This is a genomic window from Streptomyces sp. 7N604 (assembly GCF_052245475.1).
Taxonomy (GTDB): domain Bacteria; phylum Actinomycetota; class Actinomycetes; order Streptomycetales; family Streptomycetaceae; genus Streptomyces.
In genome coordinates, this window is sequence record NZ_JBQQBX010000001.1 from 328,289 (window position 1) to 342,275 (window position 13,987).

The window sequence follows — 13,987 nt, forward strand, 5'->3', positions numbered from 1 at the left end:
CGTTGACGTGCGCGCCAGCCGGATGCCCCCCGGCTCGATGTGCCCCGCTCCGCTAAACGTGCCCCGCTCCCCCGCCCGGCTGCGTGTTCTCGCCGCGCTTGGTGAGGGTCGCCACCAGGGCCGCGAGGACCGCGACGATGCCGGCCACCGTGAACGACAGGCCCATGCCCGACACGAACGTGTCATGAGCGACGTCCGAGATCTTGGCTGCGACGCCGGGCGGGGTCTGCTCGCTGACCGGCGCCATGCCGACCGACACCGCGTCCGACGCCTTCGCCATCTGCTCCGGCGGAAGCGGCGGCAGCCCGGCCCCGGCCCAGTTGCCGGGCAGGTCGTTGTCCACCCTGGCGGCCATGACGGCGCCCAGCACGGCCGTACCGAGGCTGCCGCCGACCTGCATCGCGGCCTGCTGGAGACCGCCCGCGACCCCCGCGTGCTCGAGCGGTGCGTTGCCGACGATGACCTCGGTCGCGCCGACCATGACCGGGGCGAGGCCCATGCCCAGGAGGGCGAACCACACGGACATCACTCCCGTTCCGGTGTCCACCTCGAGCGCGGACATGCCGAGCATCGCGACGGCCGTGCACACCATGCCGCCGACCAGGACGATCCGGGGGCCGAACTTGGTGATCAGCGCCCCCGCGAGCGGCGAGGCGACGATCATCATGCCGGTGAGCGGCAGCAGGCGCAGACCGCTGTCGACCGGACTCATGCCGTGCACGTTCTGCAGGTAGAAGGTGACGAAGAACAGCCCGCCCAGGAACGCGAAGGCCATGAGCACCATGAGGACCGTGCCCGCGGAGAGCGGTACGGACCGGAACAGCCCGAGCGGTATCAGCGGCTCGCTCACCCTGGACTCCCACAGCGCGAAGGCGATGAAGCCGACCAGGGCGAGCCCCAGGAAGAGCAGCGTCATCCCGTCGCCCCAACCCCACTCCGGGGCCTTGATGAGGGCCCAGATCAGCGAGAACATCGCCCCCGACAGCAGCACGATGCCGGGGGTGTCGAAGGACTTGGCCGCGTTCTCTGCGCGGTGGTCCTTGAGGATGACCAGGCCGAGGGCGAGGGCGACGATGCCGACCGGCACGTTGATGAAGAACACCGACTGCCAGTTGACGTGCTCGACGAGCAGGCCGCCGATGATCGGTCCCGCGGCCGTGGAGGCGCCGATGACCGCGCCCCAGATGCCGATCGCCATGTTGAGCTTCTCCGCGGGGAAGGTGGCTCGCAGCAGGCCCAGCGCCGCGGGCATCAGCAGGGCGCCGAACAGGCCCTGGAGAACACGGAAGGCGACGACGGTGGCCACGCTGCCGGACAGCCCGATGGCGCCCGATGCGGCGGCGAAGCCGGCGATGCCGACGAGGAAGGTCTGACGGTGGCCGAAGCGGTCTCCGAGCTTGCCCGCCGTGATGAGCGCGACCGCGAGAGCGAGCAGATAGCCGTTGGTTATCCACTGGACATCGGCCAGGGATGCCTTGAGGTCCTTCTGGATCGCGGGGTTGGCGATGGCGACGATCGTGCCGTCGAGCGCGACCATCATCACGCCGATCGCGACGGCGATGAGGGTCAGCCAAGGGTGTCCCCGAAGCCCTTTGTGAGGCTCCGGTACGGGAAGTTCCGGCGCCGCGTCGGCGACGGTGGTCTGTGACGTCATAATCGGGAGGCTAATGACAGTCGCTGACAGTTGACAAACGGATTCACGAGTCGGTAGCTGTCACGTAGCTCACAGGTATCCTGATCAGGGAAAACGCAGGGAAACGCGGCAAGGAGAGGGCCGGAGATCATGGCTCAGCACGTAGCGGAAACGAGGCCATCGGCCGGCCTTCCGTCCGCACCACCGCCCGCGCCCGTCGGGCTCAGGGAGCTGAAGAAGCAGCGCACGCGCAACGCCCTCGTCCGCTCCGCCCTCGAGCTCTTTACAACCCAGGGCTACGAGCGGACGACGGTGGACGAGATCACCGATGCCGTCGAGGTCTCGCAACGAACGTTCTTCCGCTACTTCGCCAACAAGGAGGAAGTCGCCTTCGCCGTCCAGGACGTGGTGGAGGACCTGTTTTACGCCGCCGTATGCGAACGGCCCGCCGACGAAACGCCGATGACCGTGCTGCGCCACGCCGTCCTCTTCGCCTGGGACGCCATCGGCCAGGCCATCGAGGAGACCGTGCCGCCCGAACTGCACATGCGCATGTACCAGGTGATCGAGTCGACGCCCGCGCTGCTCGCCGTACACCTGCGCCGCTCGGCCGAGCTGGAGGATCGGCTCGCCCAGGAGATCGCCCGCCGCGAGGGGCTCGATGTGGACGCCGATCCGCGACCCCGTGTGCTGGTGGCGGCGTTCGGCGGGGTGATCCGCGTGAGCGGCAGGCTCTGGGGCAAGGGGGACGACTGGAGCCCTGACGCCATTCGCGAAATCACCGAGTCCTACCTCGACCAGTTGGGCCCGGCCCTCGCGGACGACTGGCACAGCGGGGACGGAACAGTACACGGGAGTTAAAGTTCCCATCGTCCGATGTGACGGTAATTGCACCGCCATGAAACGTGAGTTCCGTCACCCGCTGCACGGGCCACCCTGCCCTTCTCCTAGGGTGTCCCGCAGTGTCTTCTTTCCCTGAGCTCGGCTCCTCCCCAACATCCTGGCCCGGCGACTCCCCGGTCTGGCGCGCGGTGCTCGCCCTGGCTGTCGTGTTCGTGCTGCTGGCCACTACCGGCTGGACAGCGATCCGGCACCACCACCCTGCCGGCGGACCGCGCGAAGCCGCCGTCGCGGCCTGGAGGACCGCGTCGATAGGCGGCCGTGACCTGCCCGACCCGGAGTCCGCGCCCCGCACCCTGGCCCGCTTCTTCCGCTCGCTCACGGCGGCTCAGAAAAGCCGTCTGGCCGATCGGTTTCCGCTGGTCGTGGGCAACCTGGGCGGCGCGCCTGTGGAGCTGCGCTACCACGCGAACCGGATCGCTCTCGACGACGCCCGCCGTACGGCGAAGGAGCGCATGAACGACCAGCGGCTCACCGAGGTGGGCCGCCAGGAGGCAGGTCGTCTCATGCACCGGTTCGAGTCGATGCTGACCGAGGGGCGGCAGATCCTCGCCTTCGACCCGACGGGGCCCGGCCGCGCCGCCGAGGTCTTCGGCGACCTCTCACAAGCTCGCCAAGTGTCGGTCGTCGTCCCTGGAGTGGACACCAATCTGGTGAACTTCGAGCGCACCGAACGGACGTACACCGCCCCCGTCGGCATGGCCCAATCCCTCTACGAGGCCCAGCGCGCCGAACGCCCGGATGCCCGCACGGCCGTGGTGGCGTGGGCCGACTACACCTCGCCCGCGGGTCTCGGGGTGGACGCCGCGACCGGGCGACTCGCCGAGGAGGGCGCCGTACGGCTGGACTCCTTCGTCGACTCGCTGAGCGCAGCCTCCCGGGTCTCGCTGTTCTGCCACAGCTACGGCTCCGTGGTCTGCGGCGTCGCCGCGAACAAGCTGTCACCGAAGGTGACCGACATCGCCGTGGCCGGCAGCCCCGGCATGCGGGTGGAGAACGCCGCGGGGCTCGGCACCCGGGCGCGTGTGTGGGCCACCCGGGACGCCGACGACTGGATCCAGGACGTCCCGTACATGGAGTTCGGGGCGCTGGGACACGGCGCCGACCCGGTCTCCCAGGGCTTCGGGGCGCGGGTGCTCTCCGCGGACCGGGCTTTCGGCCACGCCGGCTATTTCGAGCCAGGCACCGACAGTCTGGAGAATTTCGCCGAGATCGGGGTAGGGGCTCTGGGCTCCGTGGACTGCGCGGCGGGGCGCGGGCCGGACTGCCGGGCAGGGATCCACGGACCCGCAGACGTTTGACGCGCGTAGCGTTCAGAAGGGGGACGGGCGGGCGATCGCCGCATACGATGAGCCGCATGGGTGATGTGCTGGCCGGTTTTCACACCGTCTGGGAGTTCGACACGGACTCCGTGCTCATCCGCTTCGAACGGGGGATCCGCACGCCGAAGCTGTTCCAGGTGCTCGGCGAGCGGCGCATCCCCTACGAAGCGCTGGCAGCGGTGGAACTCGCTCCTGGCAAGCGGGGGACGGTGGCGCTGCGCGCGGTGCCCCGACCCGGCGCCGATCCGCTGATGGACGCGGCGGACGGGCAGTTGAAGGAGGGCAGCGACCCGTACCGGCTCGTGCTCCCGGCCGAGCGGGAGGTGCTGGCCGAGTACTACGCGGACGAGATGCGGGCCGCGCTGGGCAGTTCGGGGACCGAGCCCGCCGACCGCTACCTGGTCGCGGCGCCCGCACCGCCGCGGGGCTTCAAGGCCTACGACGGCAAGGCGTCCTTCGACGGGAAGTCGGTCGCCTTCCGCTGGTTCTGGACGGGCGCGTCGTCGGCCAAGTGGAAGGCCGGTGACCAGAACTTCCCGGTGGACGAGCTGGCCGGTGTCGAGTGGCGTTCGCCCGAGGTCTTCAACGGGCATCTGCGGCTGGTGCTGCGCGACGGGGCGGACGCCGCCGGCTGTACGCCCCGCGGCGAGCAGCCCGGTGCCGCGGACCAGGATCCGGCGGCGGTCGTCTTCGGGCTCGGTTACGGGCTGGTGCACGAGTCGCTGCCGTTCGCGGCCGCGGTGCTGGAAGCCGTACGGGCCGCGGAGCCGGACGAGGACGCGATGCCGGCCGGGCCCGGCCGGACCGTGGCCGCCCTGACAGGGGCCGACAAGGCCCGCCCCGACCCGGCCGACATCGCGGACCGCATCCGGCACTTGGGCGCGCTGCACGACGCGGGGCTGCTGACGGACGACGAGTTCAGCGCGAAGAAGGCCGAGCTGCTGGCGGAGTTGTAGCCCGCACAGCGGGAGTCCTGCTCCGCCTCGCCAGGAGCCCGCCCCGTCTCGCCGTCCCGTCCCCGGCGAGCCCCTCCTACGCCCTCACTCGCGCCCGGCCGACGTGTGGGTCATGTCTGCGTACCGCCCGCCCGCGACCTTGTCTGCGATCGGCTCCAGCAGCGCCAGTTCCTGCTCGGTCAGCACGAGCCGGGTCGCGGCCGCGTTCTCCTCCACCCGGCTGGGCCTGCGCGTCCCGGGGATCGGCACGACCGGCAGGCCGTGCACCCCGGCCCGCTGCTGCACCCACGCCAGGGCGACCTGCCCGAGCGTCGCCCCGCGCTCCGCGGCGATCGACCGTACGGGCTCCAGGAGCGCCGCGTTCGCCGCCGCGTTGTCCCCGGTGAAGCGGGGCTGGAACTGCCGGAAGTCGTCGGCCGCCAGCTCCTTGTCAGCGTGCACGAACGAGCCGGTCAGGAAGCCGCGTCCGAGTGGCGAGTACGGAACGAAGGCCACGCCGAGCTCGGCCGCCGCCGGTACGGCCGTCCGCTCCACGTCACGGCTGAAAATCGACCACTCCGACTGGAGAGCGGCGATCGGGTGCACGGTGTGTGCCGCACGTAGCTCCGCCCCCGTAACCTCGCTCAGCCCCAGGTGCTTGACCTTCCCCTCCTGCACCAGCTCGGCCATCGCGCCGACGGTCTCCTCGATCGGCACGTTCACATCGCGCCGGTGCATGTAGTAGAGGTCGATCTGATCCACGCCCAGGCGCCGCAGGCTGCCCTCGACGGACTCGCGGATGTACGGCCGGTCGTTGCGTATCCCGCGGTAGTGCGGGTCGTCGGCCTTGCGGACGATCGAGAACTTCGTCGCCAGGACGATCTCGTCGCGGCGCGCCTGCACGAACGGCGCGAGGAACTCCTCATTGGCGCCCGAGCCGTACACATCGGCGGTGTCGAACAGGGTGACGCCCCGTTCCAGCGCCGCCTCCAACGTCTCCCGCGCGGCCGCCTCGTCGGTCTCCCCGTAGAACTCGCTCATGCCCATGCAGCCGAGGCCCTGCACCCCGACCTGGGGCCCTCCCGTGCCCAGCGCCACCTGTGCGATCTTTTCGTTGCCCTCGTTGCTCATCGAGTCAGGACCTCTCCGACGCCCGCCGGGCGTCTGCATAATGGTCGATCTTGTAGTCGAGGACCGTGAGGGTCTCCTGCAGCTCCGTGATCCGCTGCCGTACTTTGTCGCGGTGCGTCTCCAGCAGCTCCCGCCGGTCCTCGAAGGTCTGCTCGCCCGTGCGCACCAGCTCGGCGTAGCGGACCATGTCCGCGACCGGCATTCCGGTCAGCCGCAGCTTGCCGACGAAGGCGAGCCAGTCGAGGTCGCGATTGCTGTAGCGGCGCTGCCCGGTGTGTGACCGGTCGATGTGCGGCATCAGGCCGATCCGCTCGTACCAGCGCAGGGTGTGGGCGGTGAGCCCGGTCCAGGACACGACCTCGCTGATCGTGTAGTGGTCCTGCCCGGTCGGCCGCCGCTGCGGAGCGGTTGCCGTCGCATGCTGCTGCTGCGCCTGGCCGAGCGCGCTCTCTGTCACGGTCATGCCGTTCACCATCCTTCCCAGGTCGGAGCCCTCGCGACGAGCCCAACGCTAGAGAGTTGGAGTGCACTCCAAGCAAGGGCGGGTCCCCACCGATTTCCGGCCACGGACCGCCGCAAGGGAGCTCAGCGCCCCGCGTTAGGCTCGGGCCCATGCAGAGCCTGCGCCTGATCGAGAACTGGCCGGTCCCGACCGCCGCAGCCGCCGTCGTACGGGCGGACGGCACGCTCGCCGGAGCGTACGGACCGGTGGACCGCCGTTTCGAGCTCGCCTCGGTCACCAAGCCGCTGGCCGCCTACGCCGTGCTCGTCGCGTACGAGGAGGGCGCGGTCGAGCTCGACGAGCCCGCGGGGCCCGAGGGGTCGACGGTGCGGCACCTGCTCGCGCACACCTCGGGTCTGGCCTTCGACGAGCACCGCACCACGGCCGCGCCCGGCACCCGCCGTCTCTACTCCAACGCGGGCTTCGAGGTTCTCGGCGACCACATCGCCAAGGCCACCGACATCCCCTTCGCCGAGTACCTCAGGCAGGCGGTCCTGGAGCCGCTCGGCATGGGCTCCACAGACCTGCCGGGCTCCCCCGCCAAGGACGGTGTCTCGACGGCCTCCGACCTCGCCCGCTTCGCCGCCGAGCTGCAGGCGCCGCAGCTGCTGCACCCGCGGACCGTCGCCGAGGCGACCGCCGTCGTCCACCCGGGCCTCTCAGGCGTGCTTCCCGGCTATGGGCACCAGAAGCCCAACGACTGGGGCCTGGGCGTCGAGATCCGCGACGCCAAGTCCCCCCACTGGACGGGCTCTTCGTCCTCGCCCCGCACCTTCGGACACTTCGGCCAGTCCGGCACGTTCCTGTGGGTCGACCCGGAGGCGGGAGCCGCCTGCGTCGCGCTGACGGACCGGCCGTTCGGCCCGTGGGCGGTCGACGCCTGGCCGCCGTTCACGGACGCGGTGCTGGCCGAACTGCGCGCCGCCTAGCGCATCTCCCACACCAGGAACTCGGCCGCACCCTCCGCGGTCACCTCGCGGTCCCGGCATCCGGAGATCCGCGCCGCGTCGCCCGGTCCCAGCACGGCCGGGGCCAGCCGCACCTCACCGCGCACCACGTGCACGTACACCCGCGGCGCGTCCGGCAGGGCGCTGCGCTCCCCGTCCCGGAGCCGCCGTACGTGGAGCACGGCGCCGGCCCGCTCCAGCGCGTACGGCGTGCCGTCGGCGATGCCCCGCACCACCTCGTACTCCGGTTCTCCGCCCGGCCGCCGCGAGGGCTCCAGCCACATCTGCACGAAGACGAGCGGTACCCGCCCGTCGTTCCGCTCCACGTGCCGCACCCCGCTGCCCGCGCTGAGCCGCTGCACATCACCGGCGCGTACGGCGGTGGCGTGGCCCGCGGAGTCGCGGTGGGTGAGCTCACCCTCGACGACCCAGGTGACCAGCTCCACGTCCCGGTGCGGATGTTCCTCGAAGCCCGCCCCCGGCGCCAGCCGCTCCTCGTTGCAGGCCAACAGCGCCCCGAAGCGCACGTTGTCCGGGTCGTAGTGGTGTCCGAAGGAGAACGCGTGCAGCGTCTCGACCCCGGCCTCCGCGTCCCCGCCCCGATAGCGCTCCCGGGCCCGCCACACCTCGGTCATCCCACCACCGTAGCCCCGTCCCGCCCCCCGCCGCCCCGCACACCCGCCCTCATGAGGCAGGCTTGTCCCGTGCCTGATTCCGGATCCACCGACGCTCACCCCCACGCCGCGACCCTGCGGCGGCTGGAGAAGTCCTCCGGCCGCCTCGCAGCGAACGCCATCGCCCGCATGGACGAAACGCTGCCGTGGTATCGCGCCATGCCGCCCGAGAACCGGTCCTGGATCGGTCTCGTCGCGCAGGCCGGCATCGCGGCCTTCACCGAGTGGTTCCGGCACCCGGAGACCCCGCAGGCCATCAGCACCGACGTGTTCGGGACCGCGCCCCGCGAGCTGACCCGCGCCATCACGCTCCGCCAGACCGTCGAGATGGTGCGCACCACGATCGAGGTCATGGAGTCCGCCATCGACGAGGTGGCGGCCCCCGGCGACGAGTCGGCGCTGCGCGAGGCCCTGCTCGTCTACGCCCGCGAGATCGCCTTCGCCACCGCCCAGGTGTACGCGCAGGCCGCCGAGGCCCGCGGCGCCTGGGACGCCCGGCTCGAGTCGCTGGTCGTCAACGCCGTGCTGTCGGGCGAGGCGGACGAGGGCGCCCTGTCCCGCGCGGCCGCCCTCGGCTGGAACTCCCCCGAGCACGTCATCGTCGTCCTTGGCACAGCCCCCAACGGCGACAGCGAGTTGACGGTCGAGGCGATCCGCCGCGCCGCCCGGCACGCCAAGCTCCAGGTCCTCACCGGGGTGCTCGGCGACCGCCTCGTCGTGATCGCGGGCGGCAGCAACGACCCGATCCGTACAGCGAAGGCGCTGATCGGGCCGTTCGCCGCGGGTCCCGTGGTCGCCGGTCCCGTCGTCGGCGATCTGCTGTCCGCGACCCGGTCCGCGCACGCGGCGGCCGCGGGCCTGCGGGCCTGCGGTGCCTGGCCGGACGCCCCCCGCCCCGTCATCGCGGACGATCTGCTCCCCGAGCGGGCGATGGCGGGCGACGCCTCGGCGCGCGAGCAGCTGGTGGAGGAGATCTACAGACCGCTCGAGGAAGCCGGCTCGGCACTTCTGGAGACCTTGAGCGTTTATCTGGAGCAGGCGAGCAGTCTGGAGGGCGCCGCGCGGATGCTGTTCGTGCACCCCAACACCGTGCGCTACCGGCTCCGACGTGTGACCGATGTCACCGGATGGTCGCCCTCCGATGTACGTTCAGCGTTCACCCTGCGTATTGCGCTGATTCTGGGGCGTCTGGCCGACGCCGAATCGAAGCTCTAGCCTTTTGTTGGACACCCACAATTCCCCTGACGGTTCTTGGTCCCTGTCCCCACCGGCGGCACTGACCATCCACAAGAGAGAGTGTGAGAGTGCTCGTACTCGTCGCTCCCGGCCAGGGCGCCCAGGCGCCCGGCTTCCTGACCCCCTGGCTCGACCTTCCCGGCGTCACAGAACGCCTTGCGGAGTGGTCGGCCGTCACCGAACTCGACTTGGTGCACTACGGCACCAAGGCCGACGCGGAGGAGATCCGCGACACCGCAGTGGCGCAGCCCCTGCTGGTCGCCGCCGGTCTGATCTCCGCGCAGCAGCTGTTCGCGACGCCCGGCGACGTCGCCCGCCTCGCGGGAGCCGCCGCGGGTCACAGCGTCGGTGAGATCACCGTGGCCGCCGCGACCGGCGTGCTGAAGCCCGAGGCCGCCATGTCGCTCGTACGGCAGCGGGGCCTGGCGATGGCGAAGGCCGCGGCCGTGACCGAGACCGGCATGTCCGCGGTTCTCGGCGGCGACCCCGACGCCGTGGTCGCGCACCTGAAGGGCCTCGGCCTGACCCCGGCGAACATGAACGGCGCCGGGCAGATCGTCGCCGCGGGCACCGCAGAACAACTCACCGCCCTCGCCGAGAACAGGCCGGAGAAGGCCCGCGTCATCCCACTGAAGGTGGCAGGTGCGTTCCACACCCACCACATGGCCCCCGCGGTCGAGACCCTGGAGGCCCTGGTCCCCGATCTCGCGGTCGAGGACCCGAGTACGGCGTACGTGTCCAACAAGGACGGCGAAGTCGTCGCCACCGGCGGCGAGGTCGTGCAGCGCCTGGTCAACCAGGTGTCCAACCCGGTCCGCTGGGACCAGTGCATGGAGACGTTCCAGCGGCTCGGCGTGACGGCGATGATCGAGCTGTGCCCCGGCGGCACGCTCACCGGCCTCGCCAAGCGCGCCCTGCCCGGGGTGAAGACCGTCGCGCTGAAGACCCCGGACCAACTGGACGCGGCCCGCGAGCTCATCGCCACTGCGACATCAGCCGCTGCCGCGCCGGGCGCCTCGCCTTCCGACACGACCGCCGAATAGGAGCCGCGAACAGCATGACCGCGAAGATCAGACCCAGTAAGGGCGCCCCGTATGCGCGGATCCTCGGCGTCGGCGGCTACCGCCCCACGCGCGTGGTGCCGAACGAGGAGATCCTGAAGCACATCGACTCGTCCGACGAGTGGATCCGTTCGCGCTCCGGCATCGCGACCCGGCACTGGGCGGGCCCTGACGAGACGGTCGCCGAAATGTCCGTCGAGGCCGCGGGCAAGGCGATTGCGGCGTCGGGGATCACGGCCGAGCAGATCGACACGGTCGTGATCTCGACGGTCTCGCACTTCAAGCAGACCCCGTCCATCGCCACGGAGATCACGCACCGGCTCGGTTCGGGCAAGGCCGCCGCCTTCGACATCTCCGCGGCCTGCGCGGGCTTCGGCTACGGCTTGACGATCGCCAAGGGCCTTATCGTCGAGGGCAGCGCGGAGTACGTGCTCGTGGTGGGTGTCGAGCGCCTCTCCGACCTCACCGACATGACCGACCGCTCCACCGCCTTCCTCTTCGGCGACGGCGCCGGCGCGGTCGTCGTGGGCCCGTCCCAGGAGCCCGCCATGGGCCCCACCGTCTGGGGCTCCGAGGGCGACAAGGCCGACGTCATCACGCAGACCGTCGCCTGGGACGGCTTCCGTGTCGGCGACGTGGCGGAGCTTCCCCTCGGCGAGGACGGCGAGCTGAAGTTCCCGGCCATCCGCCAGGAAGGCCAAACCGTCTTCCGCTGGGCGGTGTTCGAGATGGCGAAGGTCGCCCAGCAAGCGCTGGACGCGGCCGGAGTCACCCCGGACGACCTGGATGTCTTCATCCCGCACCAGGCCAACATGCGGATCATCGACTCGATGGTGAAGACTCTCAAACTGCCGGAGCACGTCACGGTCGCCCGCGACGTGGAGACCACCGGCAACACCTCGGCCGCCTCGATTCCGCTCGCGATGGAGCGGATGCTGGCGACCGGGCAGGCGAAGAGCGGCGACACCGCGCTCGTCATCGGCTTCGGGGCGGGTCTCGTCTACGCCGCCACGGTCGTTACTCTCCCCTAGGCAAGATCCACCCCCGCATTCAGCGAAAGCGAAAACACAGAAGGAGCGCCGCCATGGCCGCCACCCAGGAAGAGATCGTCGAGGGTCTCGCGGAGATCGTGAACGAGATCGCCGGTATCCCCACCGAGGATGTCCAGAGCGACAAGTCGTTCACCGACGACCTGGACGTCGACTCGCTGTCCATGGTCGAGGTCGTCGTCGCTGCCGAGGAGCGCTTCGACGTGAAGATCCCGGACGACGACGTCAAGAACCTCAAGACCGTGGGCGACGCTGTCGACTACATCCTCAAGCACCAGGCCTGATCCAGCCGAGCGTTTGTCGCCACCCCGCGGTGGCGCCGTCGATTCGGACCCCTCGACACGTGGAGAAAGAATTCCTGTGAACGCGACCAATCGCACTGTGGTCGTCACCGGTATCGGCGCAACCACACCGCTGGGTGGCGACAGCGCATCGACCTGGGAAGGCCTGATCGCCGGACGCTCGGGCGTCAGCGCGCTCAAGCAGGACTGGGCCGTGGACCTCCCGGTGCGTATCGCCGCACAGATCGCCGTGGAGCCGGGCGAGATCATCGCCCGTCCGCAGGCGCGCAAGCTGGACCGCTCGGCGCAGTTCGCGCTGATCGCCGCCCGCGAGGCCTGGGCCGACGCGGGCTTCACCGCCAAGGCCGGCGAAGACGCCGCCATCGAGCCGGAGCGCCTGGGCGCGGTCATCGCCTCCGGCATCGGCGGTGTCACCACGCTGCTCGACCAGTACGACGTGCTCAAGGAGAAGGGCGTCCGGCGCGTCTCCCCGCACACCGTGCCCATGCTCATGCCGAACAGCCCCGCGGCCAACGTCGGCCTCGAGGTCGGCGCCCGCGCGGGCGTGCACACCCCGGTCAGCGCCTGCGCTTCGGGCGCCGAGGCCATCGGCTACGCGATCGAGATGATCCGCACCGGCCGCGCCGACGTGGTCGTCGCGGGCGGCACCGAGGCGGCCGTCCACCCGCTGCCGATCGCCGCGTTCGGCAACATGATGGCGATGTCGAAGAACAACGACGACCCGGAAGGCGCCTCGCGGCCGTACGACCAGGCCCGTGACGGCTTCGTGCTCGGCGAGGGCGCGGGTGTGGTCGTGCTGGAGTCGGCGGAGCACGCGGCCAAGCGCGGCGCCAGGGTGTACGCCGAGGCGCTCGGCCAGGGCATCTCCGCGGACGCGCACCACATCACGCAGCCCGAGCCGTCCGGCAGCGGCATCGCGCACGCACTGCGGAACCTGCTGGCCGGGAGCGACCTCAAGCCGTCCGAGATCGCGCACATCAACGCGCACGCCACGTCCACCCCGCAGGGCGACGTGGCCGAGATCAAGGCGCTGCGCAAGGTCTTCGGCGAGGACGTCGACCACATGGCCCTGTCGGCCACGAAGTCGATGACCGGTCACCTCCTCGGCGGCGCGGGCGGCATCGAGACGGTCGCCACCGTGCTCGCGCTGCACCACCGGCTCGCCCCGCCGACGATCAACGTCGAGAACCTCGACCCCGAGGCCGACGCGGACGTCGTACGCGGTGAGGCCCGTGTGCTCCCGGAGGGCACCATCGCGGCGCTCAACGACTCCTTCGGCTTCGGCGGCCACAACGTCGTCCTGGCCTTCAGGACCGTCTGAGCCTCCACACCTCAATCCCTGTGGGGGCGGGCCCGTCGGGTCCGCCCCCACAGGGATTTTCGCGGGTGGCCGCGGATCAGTCCGCGAAGCTCGCGAAGTAGCTGGCCGCCATGTCCTCGTCGCCGTGCCCCTGCCGCTCCGCGCGGCGCAGGCGTTCCAGGCCCGCCGCGGCCACGTCCAGCCGTACGCCGGCCTCCTCGCCCGCCTCCACGATCAGCCGGGCGTCCTTTCCGGCCGTTGAGACGGCGAAGTTCGGCGTGTAGTCGCCCGTCATGATGGCCGCGGCCTTGGCGCGGAGGTAGCCGCAGTCCAGCGCCCCACCCGCGATGGCGTCGAGGAAGCCCTGCGGCTCGACGCCCAGGCCCTCGGCGAGGGCGAGGGCCTCCGCGGTGCTGTTGTTGAGGGCCAGCACCCAGCTGTTGCAGACCAGTTTGAGGCGCGTGGCGGCGCCGCTGGCGCCGTCGTCGGCGATCCAGACCGTACGGCTGCCGATGGCCTCGAAGACGGGCGCCAGGGCGGTGCGGGCCTCCTCGGGCCCTGCGGCGAGTACGGTCAGCTGACCGTCCTCCGCGGGTTGGCGGGTGCCGAGGACCGGCGCGTCGACGAAGAGCAGGTCGTGTTCGCCCGCGAAGGCGGCGAGCGGTTCGAGGGCGTCGAGGCCCGCGGTGGTGGACTGGGCCCATACGGTCCCGGGGGCCAGGGCGGTGGCGGCGGAGCGCATGGTCCGGAGCGCGGCGGGACCGTCGTAGAGCATGGTCAGGACGACACCGGCGCCCTCGACGGCCGCGGCGGGATCGTCGGCGATACGGGCACCGTCGGCGGCGAGCGGTTCGGCCTTGTCGCGGGTGCGGTTCCAGACGCGGACGTCCAGCCCGGCGCGGCACAGGTTGCGGGCCATCGCCGCCCCCATGATGCCGGTGCCCAGCACGGCCACTGAGGTTCTGTCAGGCATAAGGGCACGCTACGGGGTTGAG

At 71.1% G+C, this 13,987-nt stretch carries 14 protein-coding genes; 9 read left to right on the forward strand and 5 right to left on the reverse strand.

All coding sequences use genetic code 11. The features are described 5' to 3' along the window. Positions 1-52 precede the first annotated feature (52 nt). Entirely contained in the window at positions 53-1,654 is a 1,602-nt protein-coding gene (locus ACTWP8_RS01520) for an MFS transporter (RefSeq protein ID WP_443320302.1), read from the reverse strand. A 129-nt stretch (positions 1,655-1,783) separates the two neighbouring features. Between ACTWP8_RS01520 and ACTWP8_RS01525 the strand changes: the two genes are divergently transcribed. The 3 genes from ACTWP8_RS01525 to ACTWP8_RS01535 all read left to right on the forward strand — a co-directional run bounded on the left by ACTWP8_RS01525 (position 1,784) and on the right by ACTWP8_RS01535 (position 4,811). After that, entirely contained in the window at positions 1,784-2,494 is a 711-nt protein-coding gene (locus tag ACTWP8_RS01525; protein WP_443317208.1) for a TetR/AcrR family transcriptional regulator, read from the forward strand. A 101-nt stretch (positions 2,495-2,595) separates the two neighbouring features. Continuing rightward, entirely contained in the window at positions 2,596-3,834 is a 1,239-nt protein-coding gene (locus ACTWP8_RS01530; RefSeq protein WP_443320303.1) for an alpha/beta hydrolase, read from the forward strand. Between the two features lie 56 nt (positions 3,835-3,890). Continuing rightward, on the forward strand, positions 3,891-4,811 hold the full coding sequence (locus tag ACTWP8_RS01535; protein ID WP_443320304.1) for a DUF4429 domain-containing protein: 921 nt from the start codon (positions 3,891-3,893) through the stop codon (positions 4,809-4,811). An 84-nt stretch (positions 4,812-4,895) separates the two neighbouring features. Here the strand turns inward: ACTWP8_RS01535 and ACTWP8_RS01540 are convergent, their stop codons facing one another. Together ACTWP8_RS01540 and ACTWP8_RS01545 are read right to left on the reverse strand one after the other, a co-directional pair. Then, a complete protein-coding gene (locus ACTWP8_RS01540) occupies positions 4,896-5,921 on the reverse strand; it encodes an aldo/keto reductase (protein ID WP_443320305.1) in 1,026 nt (341 codons plus the stop codon). A 4-nt stretch (positions 5,922-5,925) separates the two neighbouring features. After that, a complete protein-coding gene (locus tag ACTWP8_RS01545; RefSeq protein ID WP_443320306.1) occupies positions 5,926-6,384 on the reverse strand; it encodes a MerR family transcriptional regulator in 459 nt (152 codons plus the stop codon). Between the two features lie 149 nt (positions 6,385-6,533). On the opposite strand from ACTWP8_RS01545, the gene ACTWP8_RS01550 reads away from it, so the two are divergent. Continuing rightward, entirely contained in the window at positions 6,534-7,352 is an 819-nt protein-coding gene (locus ACTWP8_RS01550; RefSeq protein ID WP_443320307.1) for a serine hydrolase domain-containing protein, read from the forward strand. Here the strand turns inward: ACTWP8_RS01550 and ACTWP8_RS01555 are convergent. Beyond that, positions 7,349-8,005 (reverse strand): pirin family protein, encoded by a 657-nt coding sequence (locus ACTWP8_RS01555; RefSeq protein WP_443320308.1) that lies wholly within the window; start codon positions 8,003-8,005, stop codon positions 7,349-7,351. The two genes, ACTWP8_RS01550 and ACTWP8_RS01555, sit on opposite strands and share 4 nt — an antisense overlap. A 51-nt stretch (positions 8,006-8,056) precedes the next feature. Between ACTWP8_RS01555 and ACTWP8_RS01560 the strand changes: the two genes are divergently transcribed. From ACTWP8_RS01560 to fabF, 5 genes are all read left to right on the forward strand, one after another. After that, positions 8,057-9,259 (forward strand): PucR family transcriptional regulator, encoded by a 1,203-nt coding sequence (locus ACTWP8_RS01560; protein ID WP_443320309.1) that lies wholly within the window; start codon positions 8,057-8,059, stop codon positions 9,257-9,259. Positions 9,260-9,348: 89 nt separating this feature from the next. After that, positions 9,349-10,323: an ACP S-malonyltransferase gene (locus tag ACTWP8_RS01565; protein ID WP_443320310.1), complete on the forward strand. Its 975-nt coding sequence runs from the start codon at positions 9,349-9,351 to the stop codon at positions 10,321-10,323. A 14-nt stretch (positions 10,324-10,337) separates the two neighbouring features. Continuing rightward, complete coding sequence (locus ACTWP8_RS01570; RefSeq protein WP_443320311.1) at positions 10,338-11,372, forward strand: ketoacyl-ACP synthase III; 1,035 nt, start codon at positions 10,338-10,340, stop codon at positions 11,370-11,372. Positions 11,373-11,425: 53 nt separating this feature from the next. After that, positions 11,426-11,674, forward strand: coding sequence for an acyl carrier protein (locus ACTWP8_RS01575; RefSeq protein ID WP_443317218.1), 249 nt, complete (start codon positions 11,426-11,428; stop codon positions 11,672-11,674). A gap of 76 nt (positions 11,675-11,750) precedes the next feature. After that, positions 11,751-13,013 carry a beta-ketoacyl-ACP synthase II gene (fabF, locus tag ACTWP8_RS01580; protein WP_443320312.1) on the forward strand — a complete coding sequence of 421 codons (1,263 nt, stop codon included), beginning with the start codon at positions 11,751-11,753 and terminating at the stop codon, positions 13,011-13,013. A 76-nt stretch (positions 13,014-13,089) separates the two neighbouring features. Here the strand turns inward: fabF and ACTWP8_RS01585 are convergent, their stop codons facing one another. Continuing rightward, positions 13,090-13,965: an NAD(P)-dependent oxidoreductase gene (locus ACTWP8_RS01585; protein ID WP_443320313.1), complete on the reverse strand. Its 876-nt coding sequence runs from the start codon at positions 13,963-13,965 to the stop codon at positions 13,090-13,092. Positions 13,966-13,987: the final 22 nt, after the last annotated feature.